19 protein-coding genes are annotated in these 20,564 nt (G+C 70.0%); 11 read left to right on the forward strand and 8 right to left on the reverse strand.

Annotated features, from left to right (window positions below; translation table 11 throughout):
- Positions 1-146: 146 nt before the first annotated feature.
- The 4 genes from ACFTZC_RS27510 to ACFTZC_RS27525 all read right to left on the reverse strand — a co-directional run bounded on the left by ACFTZC_RS27510 (position 147) and on the right by ACFTZC_RS27525 (position 6,299).
- Entirely contained in the window at positions 147-1,394 is a 1,248-nt protein-coding gene (locus tag ACFTZC_RS27510; protein ID WP_382894173.1) for an FG-GAP repeat domain-containing protein, read from the reverse strand.
- Positions 1,395-1,484: 90 nt separating this feature from the next.
- Positions 1,485-3,044 carry an FG-GAP and VCBS repeat-containing protein gene (locus ACFTZC_RS27515; protein ID WP_382894175.1) on the reverse strand — a complete coding sequence of 520 codons (1,560 nt, stop codon included), beginning with the start codon at positions 3,042-3,044 and terminating at the stop codon, positions 1,485-1,487.
- 137 nt (positions 3,045-3,181) lie between these two features.
- Positions 3,182-5,455 (reverse strand): (Fe-S)-binding protein, encoded by a 2,274-nt coding sequence (locus ACFTZC_RS27520; RefSeq protein WP_382894177.1) that lies wholly within the window; start codon positions 5,453-5,455, stop codon positions 3,182-3,184.
- Between the two features lie 73 nt (positions 5,456-5,528).
- Entirely contained in the window at positions 5,529-6,299 is a 771-nt protein-coding gene (locus ACFTZC_RS27525) for a sugar transferase (RefSeq protein ID WP_382894179.1), read from the reverse strand.
- Between the two features lie 244 nt (positions 6,300-6,543).
- Between ACFTZC_RS27525 and dnaK the strand changes: the two genes are divergently transcribed.
- The 4 genes from dnaK to ACFTZC_RS27545 all read left to right on the forward strand — a co-directional run bounded on the left by dnaK (position 6,544) and on the right by ACFTZC_RS27545 (position 10,854).
- Positions 6,544-8,397, forward strand: coding sequence for a molecular chaperone DnaK (gene dnaK / locus ACFTZC_RS27530; protein ID WP_382894181.1), 1,854 nt, complete (start codon positions 6,544-6,546; stop codon positions 8,395-8,397).
- Entirely contained in the window at positions 8,394-9,050 is a 657-nt protein-coding gene (gene grpE / locus ACFTZC_RS27535) for a nucleotide exchange factor GrpE (RefSeq protein WP_382894183.1), read from the forward strand. Before dnaK ends, grpE begins: the two co-directional genes overlap by 4 nt.
- A 129-nt stretch (positions 9,051-9,179) precedes the next feature.
- The gene (gene dnaJ / locus ACFTZC_RS27540; protein WP_382894185.1) at positions 9,180-10,373 is read left to right on the forward strand and encodes a molecular chaperone DnaJ; all 1,194 of its coding nucleotides are present in this window, start codon (positions 9,180-9,182) and stop codon (positions 10,371-10,373) included.
- Between the two features lie 4 nt (positions 10,374-10,377).
- Positions 10,378-10,854 (forward strand): heat shock protein transcriptional repressor HspR, encoded by a 477-nt coding sequence (locus ACFTZC_RS27545; RefSeq protein ID WP_365817241.1) that lies wholly within the window; start codon positions 10,378-10,380, stop codon positions 10,852-10,854.
- Positions 10,855-10,999: 145 nt separating this feature from the next.
- Here ACFTZC_RS27545 and ACFTZC_RS27550 read toward each other — a convergent pair whose 3' ends face one another.
- A complete protein-coding gene (locus ACFTZC_RS27550) occupies positions 11,000-11,977 on the reverse strand; it encodes a LuxR C-terminal-related transcriptional regulator (protein WP_382894188.1) in 978 nt (325 codons plus the stop codon).
- Between the two features lie 287 nt (positions 11,978-12,264).
- A complete protein-coding gene (locus ACFTZC_RS27555) occupies positions 12,265-13,275 on the reverse strand; it encodes a helix-turn-helix transcriptional regulator (protein WP_382894190.1) in 1,011 nt (336 codons plus the stop codon).
- A 126-nt stretch (positions 13,276-13,401) separates the two neighbouring features.
- Between ACFTZC_RS27555 and ACFTZC_RS27560 the strand changes: the two genes are divergently transcribed.
- From ACFTZC_RS27560 to ACFTZC_RS27585, 6 genes are all read left to right on the forward strand, one after another.
- Positions 13,402-13,671, forward strand: coding sequence for a 5'-nucleotidase (locus ACFTZC_RS27560; protein WP_382894192.1), 270 nt, complete (start codon positions 13,402-13,404; stop codon positions 13,669-13,671).
- A complete protein-coding gene (locus ACFTZC_RS27565) occupies positions 13,668-13,991 on the forward strand; it encodes a (2Fe-2S)-binding protein (RefSeq protein WP_365817249.1) in 324 nt (107 codons plus the stop codon). Before ACFTZC_RS27560 ends, ACFTZC_RS27565 begins: the two co-directional genes overlap by 4 nt.
- A gap of 501 nt (positions 13,992-14,492) precedes the next feature.
- Positions 14,493-17,111: an ATP-dependent chaperone ClpB gene (gene clpB, locus ACFTZC_RS27570; RefSeq protein WP_382894194.1), complete on the forward strand. Its 2,619-nt coding sequence runs from the start codon at positions 14,493-14,495 to the stop codon at positions 17,109-17,111.
- A 145-nt stretch (positions 17,112-17,256) separates the two neighbouring features.
- A complete protein-coding gene (locus ACFTZC_RS27575; protein WP_382894196.1) occupies positions 17,257-17,421 on the forward strand; it encodes a hypothetical protein in 165 nt (54 codons plus the stop codon).
- Positions 17,422-17,721: 300 nt separating this feature from the next.
- A complete protein-coding gene (locus ACFTZC_RS27580) occupies positions 17,722-18,249 on the forward strand; it encodes a YbjN domain-containing protein (RefSeq protein WP_365817255.1) in 528 nt (175 codons plus the stop codon).
- A 172-nt stretch (positions 18,250-18,421) separates the two neighbouring features.
- Positions 18,422-18,907 carry a prevent-host-death family protein gene (locus ACFTZC_RS27585; RefSeq protein WP_382894198.1) on the forward strand — a complete coding sequence of 162 codons (486 nt, stop codon included), beginning with the start codon at positions 18,422-18,424 and terminating at the stop codon, positions 18,905-18,907.
- Between the two features lie 449 nt (positions 18,908-19,356).
- On the opposite strand, the gene ACFTZC_RS27590 is transcribed toward ACFTZC_RS27585, so the two are convergent.
- Positions 19,357-19,566 (reverse strand): DUF397 domain-containing protein, encoded by a 210-nt coding sequence (locus ACFTZC_RS27590; protein WP_382894200.1) that lies wholly within the window; start codon positions 19,564-19,566, stop codon positions 19,357-19,359.
- 76 nt (positions 19,567-19,642) lie between these two features.
- Between ACFTZC_RS27590 and ACFTZC_RS27595 the strand changes: the two genes are divergently transcribed.
- Positions 19,643-20,152, forward strand: a complete 510-nt coding sequence (locus tag ACFTZC_RS27595; RefSeq protein WP_382894202.1) for a hypothetical protein — start codon at positions 19,643-19,645, stop codon at positions 20,150-20,152.
- A 223-nt stretch (positions 20,153-20,375) separates the two neighbouring features.
- Here the strand turns inward: ACFTZC_RS27595 and ACFTZC_RS27600 are convergent, their stop codons facing one another.
- The gene (locus tag ACFTZC_RS27600) at positions 20,376-20,531 is read right to left on the reverse strand and encodes a hypothetical protein (protein ID WP_382894203.1); all 156 of its coding nucleotides are present in this window, start codon (positions 20,529-20,531) and stop codon (positions 20,376-20,378) included.
- Positions 20,532-20,564: the final 33 nt, after the last annotated feature.

Consider the following 20,564-nt stretch of genomic DNA (forward strand, 5'->3'; position numbering starts at 1 on the left):
ACATGTTCAGACGAAGGCCGCTTCCACGTACGGCAGTTACCGGACCGAGTGATCAAGTTCGACCTGCCATTCGACGCCGAACGTTAAAGATCAAGTTAGGGGAACCCTGGGGGGTTCTCCCCAGGGGGTGAGGCCGTCAGGGGCCGTCAGGGTAGGAAGATCGACGTGCTGAAGGTGAGCAGCGGGTGGGGGGCGAAGGCCGGTGCCTTCGCGTCGGGTCCGGAGGCGGGGGCGTAGACCGCCAAGAGGTCCGTTCGCTCGCCCCGGTGCGTTCTTGTGAGCAGGTAGCCGTCCGTGGCGCGCAGGATCTCCGTGGCCGCCTTTGCGGCCGGTACGCCGGGGAGCCGGGGCGCCGGGGGCTTCCGTACGGCCGGGAAGCTGTACGTGGTGCCCGGGCGCCCGGGGCCGTCCGGGCCGCCCAGCAGCAGTGTTCCGCGCGCGGCCGCCCCGGCCGCGTGGGCGCGGGGCGAGACGACGAGGTCGTCGTAGCCGTCGCCGTTCACATCGCCCTTCGGCTCCGGCGCCGCCAGGACCGTGCCCCCGCCCTGGACCGGCGCGGCGGCGGAGCGCGGGGCCCCGGTCCGGCTGAACGGGCCGCGCAGGAAGGTGACCTGGCCCGCGCTCGCGGTGACCGCGAGGTCGGTCCTGCCGTCCCCGTCGAAGTCGCCGCAGACCGGGTGGTCGGGCCACTCGTCGCCCGCGCGGGCCTTCGCCGGGATCTTGAGGACGACCGCGCGGCCGGTGAGCCCCTGCGGGCCGCCGAACAGGATCTGGAGCGGTACGGGCGGCATCCCGATGCCGTCGTACGGCGGGTCCGTGGCGATGATCAGGTCGCCGAAGCCGTCGCCGTCGAGGTCGCACGCGGCCTCCGCGTCGAACGCCGCGGGCAGCGCACCGCCCACCCGCGCGCCCGATTCGCGCGGGTCGAGCGTCTGGCGTACGGCCGGGTCGAAGCGGCGGGCCTTGGCGCCGTCCCCCGGTCTGGGGGCCGTGCCGTACACGATGCCGATGCCCGCGTCGTCCCCGTACGTGTCGCCCGCCGCCTTGACCAGGTCGTTCAGTACGAGGTCGGGGTGGCCGTCGCCGTTGAAGTCGTCCGGGAGGCGGCTGCCCCTGCCGCGCGGGACGGGGCGGCGCGGCACGGCCGAGGCGCCGGTGCCCGGGGCGGTGTCGCCGTTCTTCGCCGCCACCGAGGCGCCTGAGGAGGAGGAAGCGGACGAGGCGGAGGAGGCGTCGGTGCAGGCGGTCAGCGGCAGCAGCAGGGCGGTGCAGGCGGTGAGGCCGATGGCGGTCTTCGTCGTCTTCGTTGTCGTGGTCTTCGTTGTCGTTGTTGTCGTCGTCGTTGTTGTCTTCGTCGCCGTCGTACGTGCTTGCCGTATGCGCCGTCTCCGCATGATCCCACCCGTCCCATCCGTACTCACCGGCCCCCGCCGCACCGCCTTATTGTGCGCGTGGCGGCTTGCCGTGCCCAGGGCGGGCGGGGCTCAGTGACCGAAGTCCCAGCCGAATTTGTCGCCCGCCACCGGCTCCAGTCCCAGATCCGCGGGGCCGATCCTGCGCGGCCGGCCGTCGCCCGTCCCCGTCCCCGTGCCCGTCAGGCCGTCCGGGCCGCCGCGCAGGACGCGTACCTCAGGGTCCCCGGAGAAGTCCCCCCGCGCCGCGCCGATCGCCAGCTCCGCCGCCCCGTCCCCGTCGGTGTCCAGCAGCGCGAGCCGGGGCGTTCCGGGGAGGCCCGCGAGGTGCTGGGCGCCCGTGCCGGTCAGGCCCTTCTCGCCGCCGCGCAGGACGAGGATCATGGCCGAGCCGTCCTTCGCCGGGGCGGTGAAGGCCACGTCGGCGTACCCGTCGCCGTTGACGTCGCCCGCCGTGGCCGCCGCCCCGAAATAGCAGCCGCTGGAGACCGGCGCGCCCGGCAGTCCCGGCGTCCGGTCGTCGATCGTCGTCGGCTTCGGGGCGCGGCCGCGGCCCGCCCGGCCGCCGTACACGACCGTCAGCCGGCTGCCGCCGTCCGCGAGCTGCTCCTCGCCGATGACCTCGCAGGAACGGCCGACGATCACGTCCGCGGCGCCGTCCTTGTCGACATCGGCGGTGAGGGTGTCCGCTCCGTAGACGTTCCTGCCCTGGGCGTCCTTGAGGCGGGTGTACGTGGCGGAGACGCCCCCGGCGCCCCGGGCGGTCCCGCGGTGGACGGCGGTGGCGCGCGGGACGGGCATCCCGTCGACGAAGACATGGGTCCAGGTGACGACGAGGTCGTCCCGGCCGTCGCCGTTCACGTCCCCCGCGGCGGCGAGGCGGGCCGTGTAGTACCCCTCGGAGTCCGGACCGGAGCCGGGGGCGGCGTCGGGGCCGAGGCCGGAGCCGGGGTCGGGGCCGCGGTCCTTTGGCGTGAGGTCCAGCGGCACCGTGGCCGCGGGCACACCGGCCCGGCTGAACGGGCCGTACGACAGCGTCGCCGTCGACGGTGAGCGCCCCGCGGTGACCAGGTCGGCGTACCCGTCCCCGTCGAAGTCACCGGTCACCGGCGCGCTGCCGGTGAGCCGTGCCCCGCCCGCGAGGCCCTTCTCGCCGCCCCAGACGACGAAGACCGTGTCGGTGCCCGCCCCGGTGATCAGATCCGCCCTCCCGTCCCCGTCGAGGTCGGCCGAACGGACGGTGCCGCCGAAGGCCCCTCCCTGGCCGGCCTTCCCGAGGTTCAGGCTGTTCTGCGTGATCACCTGATGGCGGGCCGTGTCCAGGCCGTCCGGCGAGCCGGGCACCACGGCCGCGTACCCGGCGGAGTAGACGCCGTCGACCGTCGCGACGGGGTCGGTCAGGACGAGGTCGCTCACGCGGTCGCCGTCGAAGTCGGAGTACGTGGCGGGGACCGGCGGCGCGGTCGGCGACGGGGGCGGGGGCGGGGCCGGCGTACGGGACGGCGCGCCGGTCGTCGCGGTGGTCGCCGGGCCGGTCGTGGGGCCGGGTGACCCGCCGTCCGGTGGGGTGCCGGCGCTCCCGCACGCCGTCGCCAGTCCCATCAGACAGACGAGACCCATCAGAGGGACCACGGGGGCAAGGGCGCGCCTGCCGGACACCGGACGTTTCCGCATGGCCAGTTGGACCCGCCCCGCCCCCGGAAGGTTGTGCCGCCGGGGCAGGCGCCTGCCCCGGCTCCCGTACGGAACGAACGGCCCCCGCGCACGGGCTACTTCGCCGGTTCGGGCTCCGGGTCCGGTGCGCTCTCCCGCTCCTCCTCCGGCTCCGGGTCGGCCGGCGTCCGTACCGAGTCGAGCAGCAGCTGCGCCACGTCCACCACCTGGAGCGACTCCTTGGCCTGGCCGTCGCCCTTCTTGCCGTTGACCGAGTCCGTCAGCATCACCAGGCAGAACGGGCAGGCCGTCGAGACGATGTCCGGGTTGAGTGAAAGGGCCTCGTCCACCCGCTCGTTGTTGATCCGCTTGCCGATGCGCTCCTCCATCCACATCCGCGCGCCGCCCGCGCCGCAGCAGAAGCCGCGTTCCTTGTGGCGGTGCATCTCCTGCTGGCGCAGGCCCGGGACGGCGGACATGATCTCGCGCGGCGGTGTGTAGACCTTGTTGTGCCGGCCCAGGTAGCAGGGGTCGTGGTACGTGATCAGGCCCTCGACCGGTGTCACCGGCACGAGCCTGCCCTCGTCCACGAGGTGCTGGAGCAGCTGCGTGTGGTGGATGACCTCGTACTCGCCGCCGAGCTGCGGGTACTCGTTCGCGATGGTGTTGAAGCAGTGCGGGCAGGTCGCGACGATCTTCTTCGAGGACTTCGGCTTCTTCGTCGACGCGTCGTCGTCATCCTCGCCGTACGCCATGTTGAGCATCGCGACGTTCTCCTGGCCGAGCTGCTGGAACAGCGGCTCGTTGCCGAGGCGGCGGGCCGAGTCACCCGTGCACTTCTCGTCGCCGCCCATGATGGCGAACTTCACGCCGGCGATGTGGAGGAGTTCCGCGAACGCCTTCGTGGTCTTCTTCGCGCGGTCCTCCAAGGCGCCCGCGCAGCCGACCCAGTAGAGGTAGTCGACCTCCGTCAGGTCCTCGATGTCCCTGCCGACCACAGGCACCTCGAAGTCGACCTCCTTGGTCCACTCCAGGCGCTGCTTCTTGGCCAGCCCCCAGGGATTGCCCTTCTTCTCCAGGTTCTTGAGCATCGTCCCGGCCTCGGAGGGGAAGCTGGACTCGATCATCACCTGGTAGCGGCGCATGTCGACGATGTGGTCGATGTGCTCGATGTCGACCGGGCACTGCTCCACGCACGCGCCACAGGTCGTGCAGGACCACAGCACGTCCGGGTCGATGACGCCGTTCTCCTCCAGCGTCCCGATCAGCGGGCGCTCGGCCTCCGCGAGGGCCGCCGCGGGCACGTCCTTCAGGGCCTCGGCGGTGGCTTTCTCCTCGCCCTCCATCGTCTTGCCGCCGCCGGCCAGCAGATACGGCGCCTTGGCGTGCGCGTGGTCGCGCAGCGACATGATCAGCAGCTTCGGGGAGAGCGGCTTGCCCGTGTTCCAGGCGGGGCACTGCGACTGGCAGCGACCGCACTCCGTGCACGTGGAGAAGTCGAGGATGCCCTTCCAGGCGAAGTGCTCCACCTGGGAGACCCCGAAGATGTCGTCGTCGCCCGGGTCCTCGAAGTCGATCTCCTTGCCGCCGGAGGTCATGGGCCGGAGCGCGCCGAGGGCCGTGGAGCCGTCCGCCTCGCGCTTGAACCAGATGTTGGGGAAGGCGAGGAAACGGTGCCAGGCGACGCCCATGTCGGTCTTGAGGGCGACGGTGATCATCCACACCAGTGAGGTGGCGATCTTGATCATGGCGACCAGGTAGACCAGGTTCTGCAGGGTGGCGAGGCTCAGCCCCTTGAAGGCCAGGACCAGGGGGTACGAGACGACGTACGCCGCCTGGTACGAGTCCGCGTGGTGCAGCGCCCCCTCCAGCCCGCGCAGGACGAGGATGGCGATCCCGATGGTCAGGATGACGGCCTCGACGAAGTACGCCTGGCCCAGGTTGGAGCCCGCGAAGCGGGACTTGCGCCCGGCCCGGCCGGGCAGCGAGAGCTGGCGGATGACGATCAGCGTCAGGATGCCGAGCGTGGTCAGCAGGCCGATCAGCTCGACGAAGACCTCGTACGGGGTCCAGTCGCCGATCACCGGCAGCAGCCAGTCGGCCTTGAACAGCTGGCCGAAGGCGTTGACCAGGGTCAGGACGAGCGAGAAGAACCCGACCGCGACGAACCAGTGCGCGACGCCGACGACGCCCCAGGCGTTCATCCGGGTGTGGCCGAGGAACTCCTTGGCCACCGTCAGGGTGCGTTGCGCGGGTTCGTCGGTACGTGTCCCGGCGGGCACGGGCTGGCCGAGCCGTACGAAGCGGTAGATCTGCGCGATGGCTCGGGCGAACAGCGCGACACCTACGACGGCGAGTACCAGCGACACGATGATCGCGGCGAGTTGCATTTCGGGGGCTCCTCGGGCCTGCGACGGTGGGAGATCCGGAACCGCGCTCAGACTGATCGTACTAAGCGGTAACTTAATCGGCTCGTGCTGAGGGTACCCACTTATTCCGCCGCAATGTAGCCGTCGGGCCGGTGATCTGTGTCGCTGAGGCCACCCTGACCCGCCGCATGAGCGCGCCGGGCGTGCGGGCGAGGATCGAGAGGTCCAGGCCGATCCAGTACTGCTCCACGTAGTGCTGGTCCAGCAGGGGCGCCTCGTTCCACGGCAGGGCCGAGTGGCGCCGTACCTGCGCGAGCCCGGTCAGTCCGGGCCGTACGAGCTGCCGCCAGGGCGCCGCGGCCGCGGGGGAGCCGAACTTCAGGGGTGCCGGACCGACCAGGGAGAGGTGGCCGCGTACGACGTGGGGCAGCCGGGAGAGCAGGTCGAGCCGGAAGCGGCGGGTGCGCAGGGAACTCAGGAGGAAGGGGTGTCCGTTGAGCCCGGTGCGGTAGTCGCGTACGAGGACGCCACCGGCCGGGCGGGAGAGCGCGAGGGTGAGGGCGGCGGCCGCGAGGACAGGCGAGGCCAGGAGCAGCAGGGCCGAGCCGAGGGTCAGGTCGAGCAGGCGCTTGGGTTCGAGGTGCGGGCGGAGTCGGGCGAGCTGAGCGAGGTGCGGGCCGAGCTGGGCGAGTCGTGTGAGATGCGGGCCGAGCCGGCCGAGTCGTGCGAGGTGCGGGTCCGGTGGCGGGGATGTCCGGGGCGCCTGAGGTGTCCAGAGCGTCTGGGGTGTCCAGAGCTCCTGGGGTGTCCTGGGCGTCTGAGGTGTCCTGGGCGTCTGAGGTGTCTCGGGTGGAGGTCGCTTCATGGCCACATCTGACCGTTCTCTGAGCGATTTATGGCTTTTGGTACAGAACGATCGCATGCTGGACCGGTATGGATGGGGTAGGCGCCCCGGGCGGAGCCGCCCGCCGTGCCCGTTTCGCGCGTTTCGGCGCGGCCGGGATGCGGGCGCACAATAGTTGAGTCTTCTCGACTCAGGTCCTTTGACTCCGTGGGATCTGTGATGCATCCTTGAGCCTGTTCCACTCAAGTCACCTGGAGGAATCGAAATGGCACGTGCGGTCGGCATCGACCTGGGCACGACTAACTCCGTCGTCAGCGTTCTCGAAGGCGGCGAGCCCACCGTCATCACCAACGCAGAGGGCGCCAGGACCACGCCGTCCGTCGTCGCCTTCGCCAAGAACGGCGAGGTGCTCGTCGGCGAGGTCGCGAAGCGCCAGGCGGTCACGAACGTCGACAGGACCATCCGGTCGGTCAAGCGCCACATGGGCACCGACTGGAAGATCAACCTCGACGGCAAGGACTTCAACCCCCAGCAGATGTCGGCCTTCGTGCTGCAGAAGCTGAAGCGGGACGCCGAGGCGTACCTGGGCGAGAAGGTCACCGACGCGGTGATCACCGTCCCGGCGTACTTCAACGACTCGGAGCGCCAGGCCACCAAGGAGGCCGGCGAGATCGCGGGCCTGAACGTCCTGCGCATCGTCAACGAGCCGACGGCGGCCGCCCTGGCCTACGGGCTCGACAAGGACGACCAGACCATCCTCGTCTTCGACCTCGGTGGCGGTACGTTCGACGTCTCGCTGCTGGAGATCGGCGACGGCGTCGTCGAGGTGAAGGCCACCAACGGTGACAACCACCTCGGTGGTGACGACTGGGACCAGCGTCTCGTCGACTACCTGGTGAAGCAGTTCGCCAACGGCCACGGCGTGGACCTGTCCAAGGACAAGATGGCTCTCCAGCGTCTCCGCGAGGCCGCGGAGAAGGCGAAGATCGAGCTGTCGTCCTCCACGGAGACCACGATCAACCTGCCGTACATCACGGCGTCCGCCGAGGGCCCGCTGCACCTGGACGAGAAGGTCACCCGCTCCCAGTTCCAGCAGCTCACGGCCGACCTGCTGGACCGGTGCAAGACCCCGTTCCACAACGTCATCAAGGACGCGGGCATCCAGCTCTCCGAGATCGACCACGTGGTGCTCGTCGGTGGTTCGACGCGTATGCCCGCCGTCGCCGAGCTCGTCAAGGAGCTGACCGGTGGCCGCGAGGCCAACAAGGGCGTCAACCCGGACGAGGTCGTCGCCATCGGCGCCGTGCTCCAGGCCGGTGTCCTGAAGGGTGAGGTCAAGGACGTCCTGCTCCTCGACGTCACCCCGCTGTCCCTGGGTATCGAGACCAAGGGCGGCATCATGACCAAGCTGATCGAGCGGAACACCACGATTCCGACGAAGCGCTCGGAGATCTTCACGACGGCCGAGGACAACCAGCCGTCCGTGCAGATCCAGGTCTACCAGGGCGAGCGCGAGATCGCCGCGTACAACAAGAAGCTCGGTATGTTCGAGCTGACCGGTCTGCCGCCCGCGCCGCGCGGTGTGCCGCAGATCGAGGTCGCCTTCGACATCGACGCCAACGGCATCATGCACGTGGCCGCGAAGGACCTCGGCACCGGCAAGGAGCAGAAGATGACCGTCACCGGTGGCTCCTCGCTGCCGAAGGACGAGGTCAACCGGATGCGCGAAGAGGCCGAGAAGTACGCGGACGAGGACCACCGCCGCCGCGAGGCCGCGGAGACCCGCAACCAGGCCGAGCAGCTCGTCTACCAGACCGAGAAGTTCCTCAAGGACAACGAGGAGAAGGTCCCGGGCGAGATCAAGACCGAGGTCGAGACGGCGATCGCCGACCTCAAGGAGAAGCTGAAGGGCGAGGACACCGCCGAGATCCGTACCGCCACGGAGAAGGTCGCGGCCGTGTCCCAGAAGCTCGGACAGGCGATGTACGCGGACGCCCAGGCGTCCGGTGCCGCCGGCCCCGACGGTGCCGCGGGCGCCGGCCAGGCCAAGCCCGAGGACGACGTCGTGGACGCCGAGATCGTCGACGACGAGAAGCCCAGGAAGGACGGTGCGGCGTGACAGAGGAGACCCCGGGCTTCGAGGAGAAGCCCGATGTCCCCTCCGGCGCCGACGACGCCACGCCGAAGGCCGCCGAGCCGGACTCCGCGAAGGAGTCCGGGGCGGCGGCCCCCGCCGGGGACATCCAGGACGCGGGCCTGCTGGCCCAGCTCGACCAGGTCCGTACGGCGCTGGGTGAGCGCACGGCCGACCTCCAGCGGCTCCAGGCCGAGTACCAGAACTACCGCCGGCGTGTGGAGCGGGACCGGGTCTCCGTCAAGGAGATCGCGGTCGCGAACCTGCTCACCGAACTCCTGCCCGTGCTCGACGACATCGGGCGGGCGCGGGACCACGACGAGCTCGTCGGCGGCTTCAAGTCCGTCGCCGAGTCGCTGGAAGCGGTCACGGTCAAGCTGGGGCTCCAGCCGTTCGGTACGGAGGGCGAGCCCTTCGACCCGACGATCCACGAGGCCCTGATGCACTCGTACGCGCCGGACGTCACGGAGACGACGTGCGTCGCGATCCTCCAGCCCGGGTATCGGTTCGGCGAGCGCACGATCCGGCCCGCCCGGGTCGCGGTGGCCGAGCCGCAGCCGGGTGGCAAGACCAAGTCCGCCGAGGAGCAGGCGGAGTCGGCCGATGACAAGGAGAACGGTGGGCCCGAACAGGGCTGACGGAGACGGCACGGAGCACGCCGTCGATATCCGGGACGCGGCCGGCGCACGACGCGCCGGCGGCGTTCCGGACACAGGTGACGCGGTGACCGGCGGTGCCGGTGCGGGCGGAGAGGAGGGACGTCGAGGATGAGCACGAAGGACTTCGTGGAGAAGGACTACTACAAGGTTCTCGGCGTTCCGAAGGACGCCACCGAGGCCGAGATCAAGAAGGCGTACCGGAAGCTCGCCCGCGAGTACCACCCGGACGCCAACAAGGGCGACGCCAAGGCGGAGGAGCGCTTCAAGGAGATCTCCGAGGCGAACGACATCCTCGGCGACCCCAAGCGGCGCAAGGAGTACGACGAGGCGCGCTCGCTCTTCGGCAACGGCGGGTTCCGGCCGGGGCCCGGCGCGGGCGGCAACGGCTCGTTCAACTTCGACCTGGGCGACCTCTTCGGCGGCGGCCAGGGCGGCCCGCAGGGCGGCGGCCCGGCCGGTGCCGGCGGCTTCGGCGGCGGGCTCGGTGACGTCTTCGGCGGGCTGTTCAACCGCGGCGGCCCCGGCACCCGTACGCAGCCGCGCCGCGGCCAGGACATCGACACCGAGGTGACGCTCAGCTTCACCGAGGCCGTCGACGGGGCCACCGTCCCGCTGCGGATGTCCAGCCAGGCGCCCTGCAAGGCGTGTTCGGGCACCGGCGACAAGAACGGCTCCCCGCGGGTCTGCCCGACCTGTGTGGGCACCGGCCAGGTCTCGCGCGGCTCGGGCGGCGGCTTCTCGCTGACCGACCCGTGCGTGGACTGCAAGGGGCGCGGGCTGATCGCCCAGGACCCGTGCGAGGTCTGCAAGGGCAGCGGCCGGGCCAGGTCCTCGCGGACCATGCAGGTCCGTATCCCCGCGGGCGTCAGCGACGGCCAGCGGATCAGGCTCCGGGGCAAGGGCGCTCCCGGCGAGCGCGGCGGCCCGGGCGGCGACCTGTACGTCGTCGTCCATGTCGACGCGCACCCAGTCTTCGGCCGCAGGGACGACAACCTCACCATCACCGTGCCCGTCACCTTCGCGGAGGCGGCGCTCGGCGGCGAGGTGCGGGTTCCCACGCTGGGTGGCCCACCGGTCACGCTGAAGCTGCCCGCGGGCACCCCCAACGGCCGTACGATGCGGGCCCGTGGCAAGGGCGCCGTACGCAAGGACGGCAGCCGCGGCGACCTGCTGGTGACCGTCGAGGTGGTCGTGCCCAAGGACCTCGGCGGGCAGGCGCGCGACGCGCTGGAGGCATACCGGAAGGCGACCGCGGACGAGAACCCGCGGGCGGAGCTGTTCCAGGCGGCGAAGGGAGCATGACCCGATGGACAGGGACGGGCGGCGGCGGCCGTCCTCATCGTTCGGCAGGGCGTACGCGCTGACCGAGGAGACGCCGGTGTACGTCATCTCGGTGGCGGCCCAGCTCTCCGGGCTGCACCCGCAGACCCTGAGGCAGTACGACCGTCTCGGCCTGGTCTCCCCGGACCGTACGGCGGGCCGCGGGCGCCGCTACTCGGCGCGGGACATCGAACTGCTCCGGCAGGTGCAGCAGCTCTCGCAGGACGAGGGCATCAATCTGGCCGGAATCAAGCGCATCATCGAGCTGGAGAACCAGGTCGCCGCGCTCCAGGCCAGGGTCGCCGAGCTGGCCTCCGCGGTGGACGGCGCCGCGGCGGCGATGCAGCAGCGCGAGGCGCAGGTGCACGCCTCGTACCGCCGGGACCTGGTGCCGTACCAGGACGTACAGCAGACGAGCGCGCTGGTGGTGTGGCGCCCGAAGCCCAAGCGCCCGACGGACTGACCTCACGGACCGGCCTCGCGGGCCGACCTTACGGGGCCTTACGGACCGACCTCACGGACTGCCGACTGCCTCGGAACGCCCGGCCGGGATCTCCCCGGCCGGGCGTTCCGCTGCGCGCTCGCGCGGTCGTCCCGCTCGGGTACGGTCAGCCCCGTTTGCGCTCCTCGGCGGCGGCCTCGGACCCCCACCACACCCCGAGCGAGAAGAGCGTGTCCACGCCGACGACCTCGTACAGCTTGTTCAGGTCGGTGTTGACGGTGCGCAGGCTGACGTCCAGTTCGCTGGCGATCTGCTTGAGGGTGCGGCCCTCGCGGAGCTTGTTGAGGATGCGCCGGGAGCGGCCCGTCGTGACGATCCCCTCCCTCGGCCGGAACCGGCCGCCCATCCAGGGCTCGGCCCGCTCCCACTGCTGCTCGAAGAGGTGGTGGAGGAAAGCCACCATGCCGGGGTGCGTCACCTTGAACGCGGTCATTCTGTTCGGCTCGTCCCGGTGGTCGGAAATGATGGCGAATCTTCTGTCCACGAGGATCATTCGCTCGAAATCGGAGGCGAGCGTGCGAATCTCCGCGCCGTGCGCGCTCATGGTCGTCGCCCACTCCTGTTCCGCGGCGCGGGTACGGGCGGATTCGGAGTAAATGGTGCGGCGGGTGATGCCGCGTTCCAGGAGCTTGATCTCGCGGGGGATGACCGCGGTCAGCCCCGCGGCGGTCCGGTTTACCGGGTGCGCCGTGTACATGTGGGACCGCGCGTAATCCGCTGCCTGCATGATGGCGGCATTGACGTGTTCGAGCCGGTCGAGAAACTCGATTCCGTTTCCGGTGGGCGATTCGTACGTTCCCAGCTCGCGGTAGAGATCGGCGAGTTGCCGCATGCGCTGGAGGTGGCGGGCTATGCCGGCCCGCTCCTCGGCCATGGCGGTCTCCTCGGCATGGCGCAGGTCGGCCATGCCCCACCGGTCGTGGTGCGGGTCGTGGACCGCCAGGCCGAGGGCGATCAGTTCGGTGCAGCCGGGCTCGGCGCGCCCGACCTGCTCGCCCCGGACGAACCGGTCGAGCAGGGTGCGCGCCTCCGCCGACACAGCGGGCGACGGTCCTCTGTGGGTCACCGCGTCCGGTTGTGTCATATGTCCCTCCTGCGTGGTTCCGCAGTGCTGCACGGTTCCGCAGTGCGCATCAGTGCAGTCGCGTTTCGCTTGATCCGGACAGGCCGAAGCCGCACTCTACAGAGAGTGACTGCGGACGTCGCCGGATTCTCGCCGTGCAACGGCGGGTTTTAGGCGTCCGGTTCGGGGAACTCGCGCTGTTTCAGGTCGGTTCGGATTCAGATTGCGGGTTTCCTCTGTTTGTTCGGTGTGGGGTTCGTTGTGTGCGGTGTGGAGCGAGGTATGTCGGGGTGTGTCGAAATGCCGGGTCAGCGCTCCTGGTCCAGGATTCCCGAATGTGCGATGAGATAGCCGAGTTGTGCCCTGCTGCCGCTGCCGAGTGTGGTGGCGAGTTTGGCGATGTGGGCGCGGCAGGTCCGTACGTTCATCCCCAGCCGGCGGGCGATGGCCTCGTCCACGTATCCCTCGATGAGCAGCCTCGCGATGGAGCGCTGGACGCCGGAGATGCCGTCGGGGGTCGGCTCGTACGCGACCTGTTCGGTGAGGGGGGTGGCGCGTCGCCAGAGCTGCTCGAAGACCTGGGCCAGGTAGTCGACGAGCGCCGGGTGGCGCAGTTCCAGGGCGACCTCCCGGTCGGAGCGCGCCGGGATGTACGCGACGGTGCGGTCGAAGATGATCAGCCGTTCGACCAGCTCCTCCAGCGTCCGGATCTCGACCTTTCCCTCGGCGAGACGTTCGGCGTACGCGAGCGTGCCCTGGCCGTGCCGGACGGTGTGCTGGTAGAGCGTGCGGATGCTGACCCCGCGGTCCACCACGGTCCGGCCGCGCTCCAGCCCCTGTTCGAGCGCGTCCGCGCTGCGGACGCCGCCCGGCTGCACGGTGAGGACCTCGGTCCTGCACGCGGCCGTGGAGAGGTCGATCGCCGCGTTGATCCGGCCCTTGCCCTCCAGGACGGTGATCGCGTGGGTGCTCGGCGGCCCCTGCGAGGCGATCGCCATGAACGGCTCGAAAGCGTCGGTCAGCGCGACGGCGAAGTGCCTCCGCTCCTGGATCTCCCGCTCGATGGGGTTGAGCCGCTGGGAGAGCGCGGCCGACGGCGGAACCGGTCGCAGCCAGTCCGGATCGTCCGGGTCCGGATGCAGGAGCGGGAACTCCATCAGACAGGGGGCGGTCACGATCTCGCTCCTGGCTATGCGCCCGGAGCGCAGCGCACTGGCGTAAAGCCGCCTGCCGTCTTCACATAGATCAGTGACGGCATGGGGATGTGTCGGTTTTGTGATGCTTTCGGTCAAATCTCCACCCCTCAGGGTCCTGAACATGCAGGAACATGATGCCTCGTCCCGGTGGTGTTGACGTGTCCGAATGAGACATCGTCTAGATGGCGGGGGAGAGGAATCCATCAAGTGAGGACGAAGCCGACTATGTATCAGAGAATGCTTCGCGCGGTGGTGGCCACTGCTTTCTCTACGGCTCTGGCCTTCGGTGCGCTGGCTGCTGTCGGGGAGATCTCCTGGACCAGTGCGCCGACGGGTGCGGCCCACCAGGCCGCCGCGGTGGGGGAGATCTCCTGGACCAGCACGCCGGCCGGAACCGCCGTCCGGGCCGCGGGCACGGAGGAGATTTCGTGGACGGTGGCCCCCAAGGCCGCCTCCGGTGACGCCGGTGACTCTGGTGACATCGAATGGGGCAGCACCCCGGCCGGCACCGAGGCATGACCGTCCCGCCGGACGATCGGGTCTTCCGGCGTGAGATGGCCACGGCGTACCGATCGGGGTGGCACTTCATCGATCTGGTCACGGCCATTCCCCACCGAGGAGACTCGTTGATGGTCACTCTCTTCGGAGAGCCGATCGTCGTCGTGCGTGAGGAGGACGAGGACGTCCGCGCCTACCGCTGCCTCCGCAGGCCGCGCGGGGCCCCGCGCCCGGTCCGCTGTGCCATCCGCTACGACATGATCTTCGTCAACCTCGACCAGCGTGACCACCAGCTGGTCGGAGCACCACAGACCACCCTCGCCACCCCCCGCAGTGCCTGAGCGATTCCCCCGTCGTTCCAAATCGTTCAGGCGCTTCCCCCACACAACGGCGCCATCGTGGACCTGAAACACGATGGCGCCGTTGTGCTGCCCGGATTCTTCCGTGCGCTGCCCCGGACTCTCCCGGGCGCTGCCCCGGATGCTCCCGGCCCGGTGTCCTTCCGGCCCGGCACGCGTGACCCCGCGTGCCGGGCCTTTCGGTGTGTGCGGCCGGTGCCCGGGTGCGTACGGGTGGTGGGAGAACCGGAACCCGAGAAAAATCGGGCTCGGGGAGCGGGGTCCTGGGCACCATTCCAAGCTTGAGTGGAATAGACTCAACTTTGCGTAGGTTCTTGCTGTCAGGATGTGGCGGGGCGGATGAGACCGGAGCGACGTTTTTCCGTACCCGTAGGTGATCACGCAAAATCGCAGGATCGCGCAGGTCGCAGAGGATCACGCAAGACCGCGAGAGCAAGACCGCGAGAACGCGCGCAGAACTCGTGCAAGGAGGAGAGGGCCCACGTGGACGCCGAGCTGACCAACAAGAGCCGGGATGCGATCAACTCCGCCACCAGCAGGGCGGTGGCGGCGGGACATCCCGACCTGACCCCGGCCCATCTGCTGCTCGCGCTGCTGGAGGGCCAGGAGAACGAGAACGTCACCGATCTCCTGGCCGCCGTCGAGGCGGACCAGGCGGCCGTACGGTCGGCCACCGAGCGGCTGCTCGCCGCCCAGCCCAGCGTCACCGGATCGACCGTCGCGCCCCCGCAGCCCAACCGCGACCTGCTCGCCGTCATCGCGGACGCGGGCCGCCGGGCGAAGGAGCTGGGCGACGACTACCTCTCCACCGAGCACCTGCTCATCGGCATCGCCGCCAAGGGCGGCCAGACCGGGGAGATACTGGCCGGGCAGGGAGCCGCCGCGGACCGGCTCCTGGACGCGTTCGAGAAGTCAAGGGGAGGGCGCCGGGTGACCACACCCGACCCGGAGGGCCAGTACAAGGCCCTGGAGAAGTTCGGCACCGATTTCACCGCCGCCGCCCGGGACGGCAAGCTCGACCCCGTCATCGGCCGGGATCACGAGATCCGCCGCGTGGTGCAGGTGCTGTCGCGCCGTACGAAGAACAACCCGGTGCTGATCGGCGAGCCCGGCGTCGGCAAGACCGCCGTGGTCGAGGGGCTCGCGCAGCGCATCGTCAAGGGCGACGTGCCGGAGTCGCTCAAGAACAAGCGGCTGGTCTCGCTGGACCTCGGCGCGATGGTCGCCGGCGCCAAGTACCGCGGCGAGTTCGAGGAACGCCTCAAGACCGTCCTCTCCGAGATCAAGGAGAGCGACGGACAGATCATCACCTTCATCGACGAGCTGCACACCGTCGTCGGCGCGGGCGCCGGCGGCGACTCCTCGATGGACGCGGGCAACATGCTCAAGCCGATGCTGGCCCGCGGCGAGCTGCGCATGGTCGGCGCGACCACCCTCGACGAGTACCGCGAGCGGATCGAGAAGGACGCCGCCCTGGAACGCCGCTTCCAGCAGGTGCTGGTCGCCGAGCCGACCGTCGAGGACACCATCGCGATCCTGCGCGGGCTCAAGGGCCGCTACGAGGCCCACCACAAGGTGCAGATCGCGGACGCGGCCCTGGTGGCCGCCGCCGCCCTCTCCGACCGCTACATCACCTCGCGCTTCCTCCCCGACAAGGCCATCGACCTCGTCGACGAGGCCGCGTCCCGGCTCCGGATGGAGATCGACTCCTCGCCGCTGGAGATCGACGAGCTCCAGCGCTCCGTCGACCGCCTCCGCATGGAGGAGCTGGCCCTCAAGAACGAGTCCGACCCCGCCTCCAAGCAGCGCCTGGAGAAGCTGCGCCGCGACCTCGCCGACCGCGAGGAGGAACTGCGCGGCCTCACCGCCCGCTGGGAGAAGGAGAAGCAGGGCCTGAACCGGGTCGGTGAGCTGAAGGAACGCCTGGACGACCTGCGCGGACAGGCCGAGCGGGCGCAGCGCGACGGCGACTTCGACACCGCCTCCAAGCTGCTGTACGGCGAGATCCCCAACCTGGAGCGGGAGCTGGAGGCGGCCGCGGAGGCCGAGCAGGAGGCCGCCAAGGACACGATGGTCAAGGAGGAGGTCGGCCCGGACGACATCGCCGACGTCGTCGGCTCCTGGACCGGTATCCCCGCGGGCCGGCTGCTGGAGGGCGAGACGCAGAAGCTGCTGCGCATGGAGCAGGAGCTGGGCAGGCGGCTGATCGGCCAGAGCGAGGCGGTCGAGGCCGTCTCCGACGCGGTACGGCGCACCCGCGCCGGCATCGCGGACCCCGACCGGCCCACAGGATCGTTCCTCTTCCTCGGCCCGACGGGCGTGGGCAAGACGGAACTGGCCAAGGCGCTCGCGGACTTCCTCTTCGACGACGAGCGGGCCATGGTCCGCATCGACATGAGCGAGTACGGCGAGAAGCACTCCGTGGCCCGCCTGGTCGGCGCGCCCCCCGGCTACGTCGGCTACGAGGAGGGCGGCCAGCTCACCGAGGCGGTACGGCGGCGCCCGTACTCCGTGGTCCTCCTGGACGAGGTCGAGAAGGCCCACCCCGAGGTCTTCGACGTGCTGCTCCAAGTCCTGGACGACGGCCGCCTCACCGACGGCCAGGGCCGGACGGTCGACTTCCGGAACACCATCCTGATCCTGACGTCGAACCTGGGCAGCCAGTACCTGGTCGACCCGACGATCACCCCGGAACGCAAGAAGGAGCAGGTCCTCCAGACCGTACGGTCCTCCTTCAAGCCGGAGTTCCTCAACCGCCTGGACGACCTGGTGGTCTTCTCCGCGCTGTCCCGGGACGAGCTGGCCCACATCGCGGGCCTCCAGATCGACCGCCTCGCCCAGCGCCTCGCGGAACGCCGCCTCACCCTCCAGGTCACCCCGGAGGCCCTGGACTGGCTCGCGGAAGAGGGCAACGACCCGGCCTACGGCGCCCGCCCCCTGCGCCGCCTGGTCCAGACGGCGATCGGCGACCAGCTCGCGAAGGAGATCCTGGCGGGCGACATCACGGACGGCGACACGGTCCGGGTGGACCGGGTGGAGGACGGCCTGGTGGTGGAACGGGGGACGACGGAGCAGCCGCCGTCCTTGGCGAAGACGCTGTAGGGCCTGGGGATCAGGGGCTTGGCAGGTCCGTCACCCGCTCGGGTGGCGGGCCTGTCCACGTTCGTGGGCGCGCACCATGTTGCTGAGCTTCCGTGTGGCCCACCACGGCTCCCTGTGAGAGCCGCAGGAGCTGAACCTTGCCCCGGTGGACGCGGACGACCGGCCCGCGGTGCCGGTGGCGGCGATCTTCGGCGCTAACGCCTCGGGCAGGTCGACGGTGGTGAACGCATTCGACTTCTTCGGGAACGCGGTGCGCGAGTCGCGGGCCCGCCGGCTGCCGAACGCCCCCCGTGCCGCGCCGCAGGCGTAAGCGCATCCTCTTCGAACGTGCCCGTATGTCCATGACGTACGGAGCCTCGCTCACCGGCGAGCGGATGGCCGTCGAGCGGACGATGCGGCCGAACAGCCTCTTTCGAAGGTGTGCTCAAGAACGGAACGGGCGCGGAAGCTGGACCCCACCGGCGCCGAGCATGCCCGCAACCCCTCCACGGGGGTGTGGCAGCTCACGGACCGCATGACGAATCCATGACCCGTGCGGACGCGGATGGGCTTGCCAGGGACCGCCCGGGATGGGAGAGGATGGCAGGAACCGTACGAAGGGAAATACACGGTGAGCATCGACCCGTCCTCGATTCCGAATTTCGGGGGACAGCCCCAACCGCAGGGTGAAGGACCGGCGGGCCCCGTCGTCCCCGACCAGGACCTGGTCAAGCAGCTCCTGGAACAGATGGAGCTGAAGTACGTCGTCGACGACGAGGGTGACCTCGCGGCTCCGTGGGAGGAGTTCCGCACGTACTTCATGTTCCGTGGCGAGGAGGACCAGCAGGTCTTCTCGGTGCGGACGTTCTACGACCGGCCGCACCCCATCGCGGACAAGTCCAAGATCCTCGACGCGATCGACGACTGGAACCGCCGCACGCTGTGGCCCAAGGTCTACAGCCACGTCCACGAGGAGGGCGACGGCCCGCCCACCGTGCGGCTGATCGGCGAAGCCCAGATGCTGATCGGCATGGGGGTCAGCCTGGAGCACTTCGTGTCGTCGACGGTGAGCTGGGTGCGCGCCTCGATCGAGTTCGACAAGTGGCTCGTGGAGCAGTTCGGCCTGGAGCCCGGCGACGAGAAGCCCGAGGACGTCTGAGACCGCGTCCAGCCTGAGCGTGAGGAAGCCCGGCCCGGGTAGTGGGCCGGGCTTTTGCGTACCTGGGGTATTCGCCTGGTGCATAACGCGCAGACACCGAGCACCAGGCACGTGGCAAGGCCGAGCCACTCCAGCTGTGGAAATCAGAACGTGATCTGAGTGCAGTCTGAGTATGAGTGTCACGCATCTGGCAACGGAGCAGGAGTCCGTCTCCTTCACCGACCTGTCCCGGAATCCGAAGGGTGTCGCGGCCAGGGCTGCGGCCTTGGGGCAGCTCCGCGTCACGCATCGGGACGCCCCGGACATGGTGCTGACGACGGCCGTGCGGGCAGAGCATGCCGAGGAGAATCTGACCACCGCCTCGCGGCTTTTCCTCGCCCTGATGAAACAGGACGACGGAGCGAAGTCACTCCTCCTCGCGCTGCCCGAAGTGTTTCCCTGGGTGCGGCATCTCGACGCTGAAGAGGTGAGGGCTTTCACCGTCGAGCTTCTTGAAGCGCTGTCCGACGCCGCTGAACTGGGGGCCGGGGAGGCCGTGCACCGCGCGATCGTTTCCTGGCGTGCCACCGCCCGCATCAACGCCGACCCTGAGCAGCTCAGGGAGTCGCTGCGCCCTCTCGAAGGTCACAACCTCGGTCAGGTCGAGGTGCGCGGGTGAGCCCGAAGAAGGGGGATCGGGTCAGTGTCCCTCCGCTGAGCGGCTGGAACGTCGTTTTCGGGACGACGGAGGCGGTGACGGGGTGGGAACAACTCTGCCAAGCGGTGCTGTCGAACGCGCATCGCAGTCTGGACGCGCTGCGCACCGACCCCAGTCCCGATCCAACTGGAATCGCCGGCATCAGCTCCGAGGAAGGCACGCGACCAAGGAGTGGAAGGGATCCGAGCTGGAGCAGTGGGAGTACGAGATCACCAGCGGTGGCAGGGTGCGCTACCTGGTCAGCCCGGAAACATCGACGGTCATTCTTGTGTACGCCTCGCCACGGCATCCGAAGGACACGGAATGAGCGCCCGTTGACCAGGCCGGACGACTTGCTCTGAGCCGTACTCCGATGTGCCCCGCACACGGTTGTACCGATGCGGTGTGCGGGGTGCGTTGGTGTTGAGGCGTCAGCCTTCCACGGCGTATGTGATGAAGGCCGCCCAGGCGCCGGGCGCGAGCGCCAAGTGGGGGCCGCCTATGACTTTGGAGTCGCGGATGTGCACGGTGCCGGGGGTGGCGGCGATCTCGACGCAGGAGTTGCCGTCGTTGCCACCGCTGTAGCTGCTCTTGAACCACGCCAGCCCGGAGGCGTCCCCGGCAGTGGTCTTGCGGATCATGTTTCTCCCAGCAGTTGCACACGCCGCGCCTCCGGTGGCCGAGACGGATGCCGACGAGAGTCACACGACTCCCGGCATGCGCCCTGAGCCCACACAACCCAAGCCCAGCGAGAAGCGGCGGCCCCTGCCCGCCGTACCCCAGCCCGGCTACTCGTCCCCGGACCTGCTCCGAGCGGCCACAGCCATCCTCGCCGACCTGAGCGCCCTCGACCCCCGGCTGCACCTCTCCGCCTGCGCCACGGCCCATCTGGCCCCCGGCGTCGCCGCCTGGCTGGAGCGCGATGTGCCGCCGGCCGCTGTGCGCCACGCCCTGACCAGCGGCCTGCCGCCCGAAGGCCGGCACAGCCCGCACCACCCGGCCGCCGTGCTGGCCTACCGCCTGACCACCGAGTTGCCGCCCCCGCCTCCGTTCCGCGCACCGGAAGCCCCGGAACCCGTCCGGCACCCCCTCCAGAACTGCGACCACTGCGACCGCGCCTTCACGAGATCGCCCGCAGCCCCGATCTGTCCGCCCGGTATGCCTGGGCAAGCGGCAACCTTGAGCGCGAGGAGCCGGACGTTGCCGGGGAGGCGCTGCGGGAACTGACCGCGGTCCTGAACGAGGCGATGACGGCAGTACGCGGTTGAGCTGGGCCTGGGAACTCCTTCGGAGCGGAGGAAGCGGCCCGCACCGCACCGCGCTCCTTCCTGGCCACGCAGCGAACACGTCCACATCGTCCAGATCACGTACCTGGGCTTCTGACGTGCGGTTGCCACTGTCGCCACTGCGGTACCCGGTCGCTGTACCGGTGGCCTGGCGTGCTGCGCGGCTACTCGACGAGATGGGCACGGACGAACGCGACGACCACGAGGTCGAAGCCGAGCCCGAGCGCGAACCCCTCGTACTGGTCGGCCAGGCGTCGTACCGCGTCCAGCGGCGTGCGACGCGCGGTGCGGGAGTCGAGGTCGCCGAGCACGAGCTGCACGTCGCGAGTCGGCGCAGAACACAAAGCGCACGG

Source organism: Streptomyces sp. NPDC056987 (genome assembly GCF_042673865.1).
GTDB lineage: Bacteria > Actinomycetota > Actinomycetes > Streptomycetales > Streptomycetaceae > Streptomyces.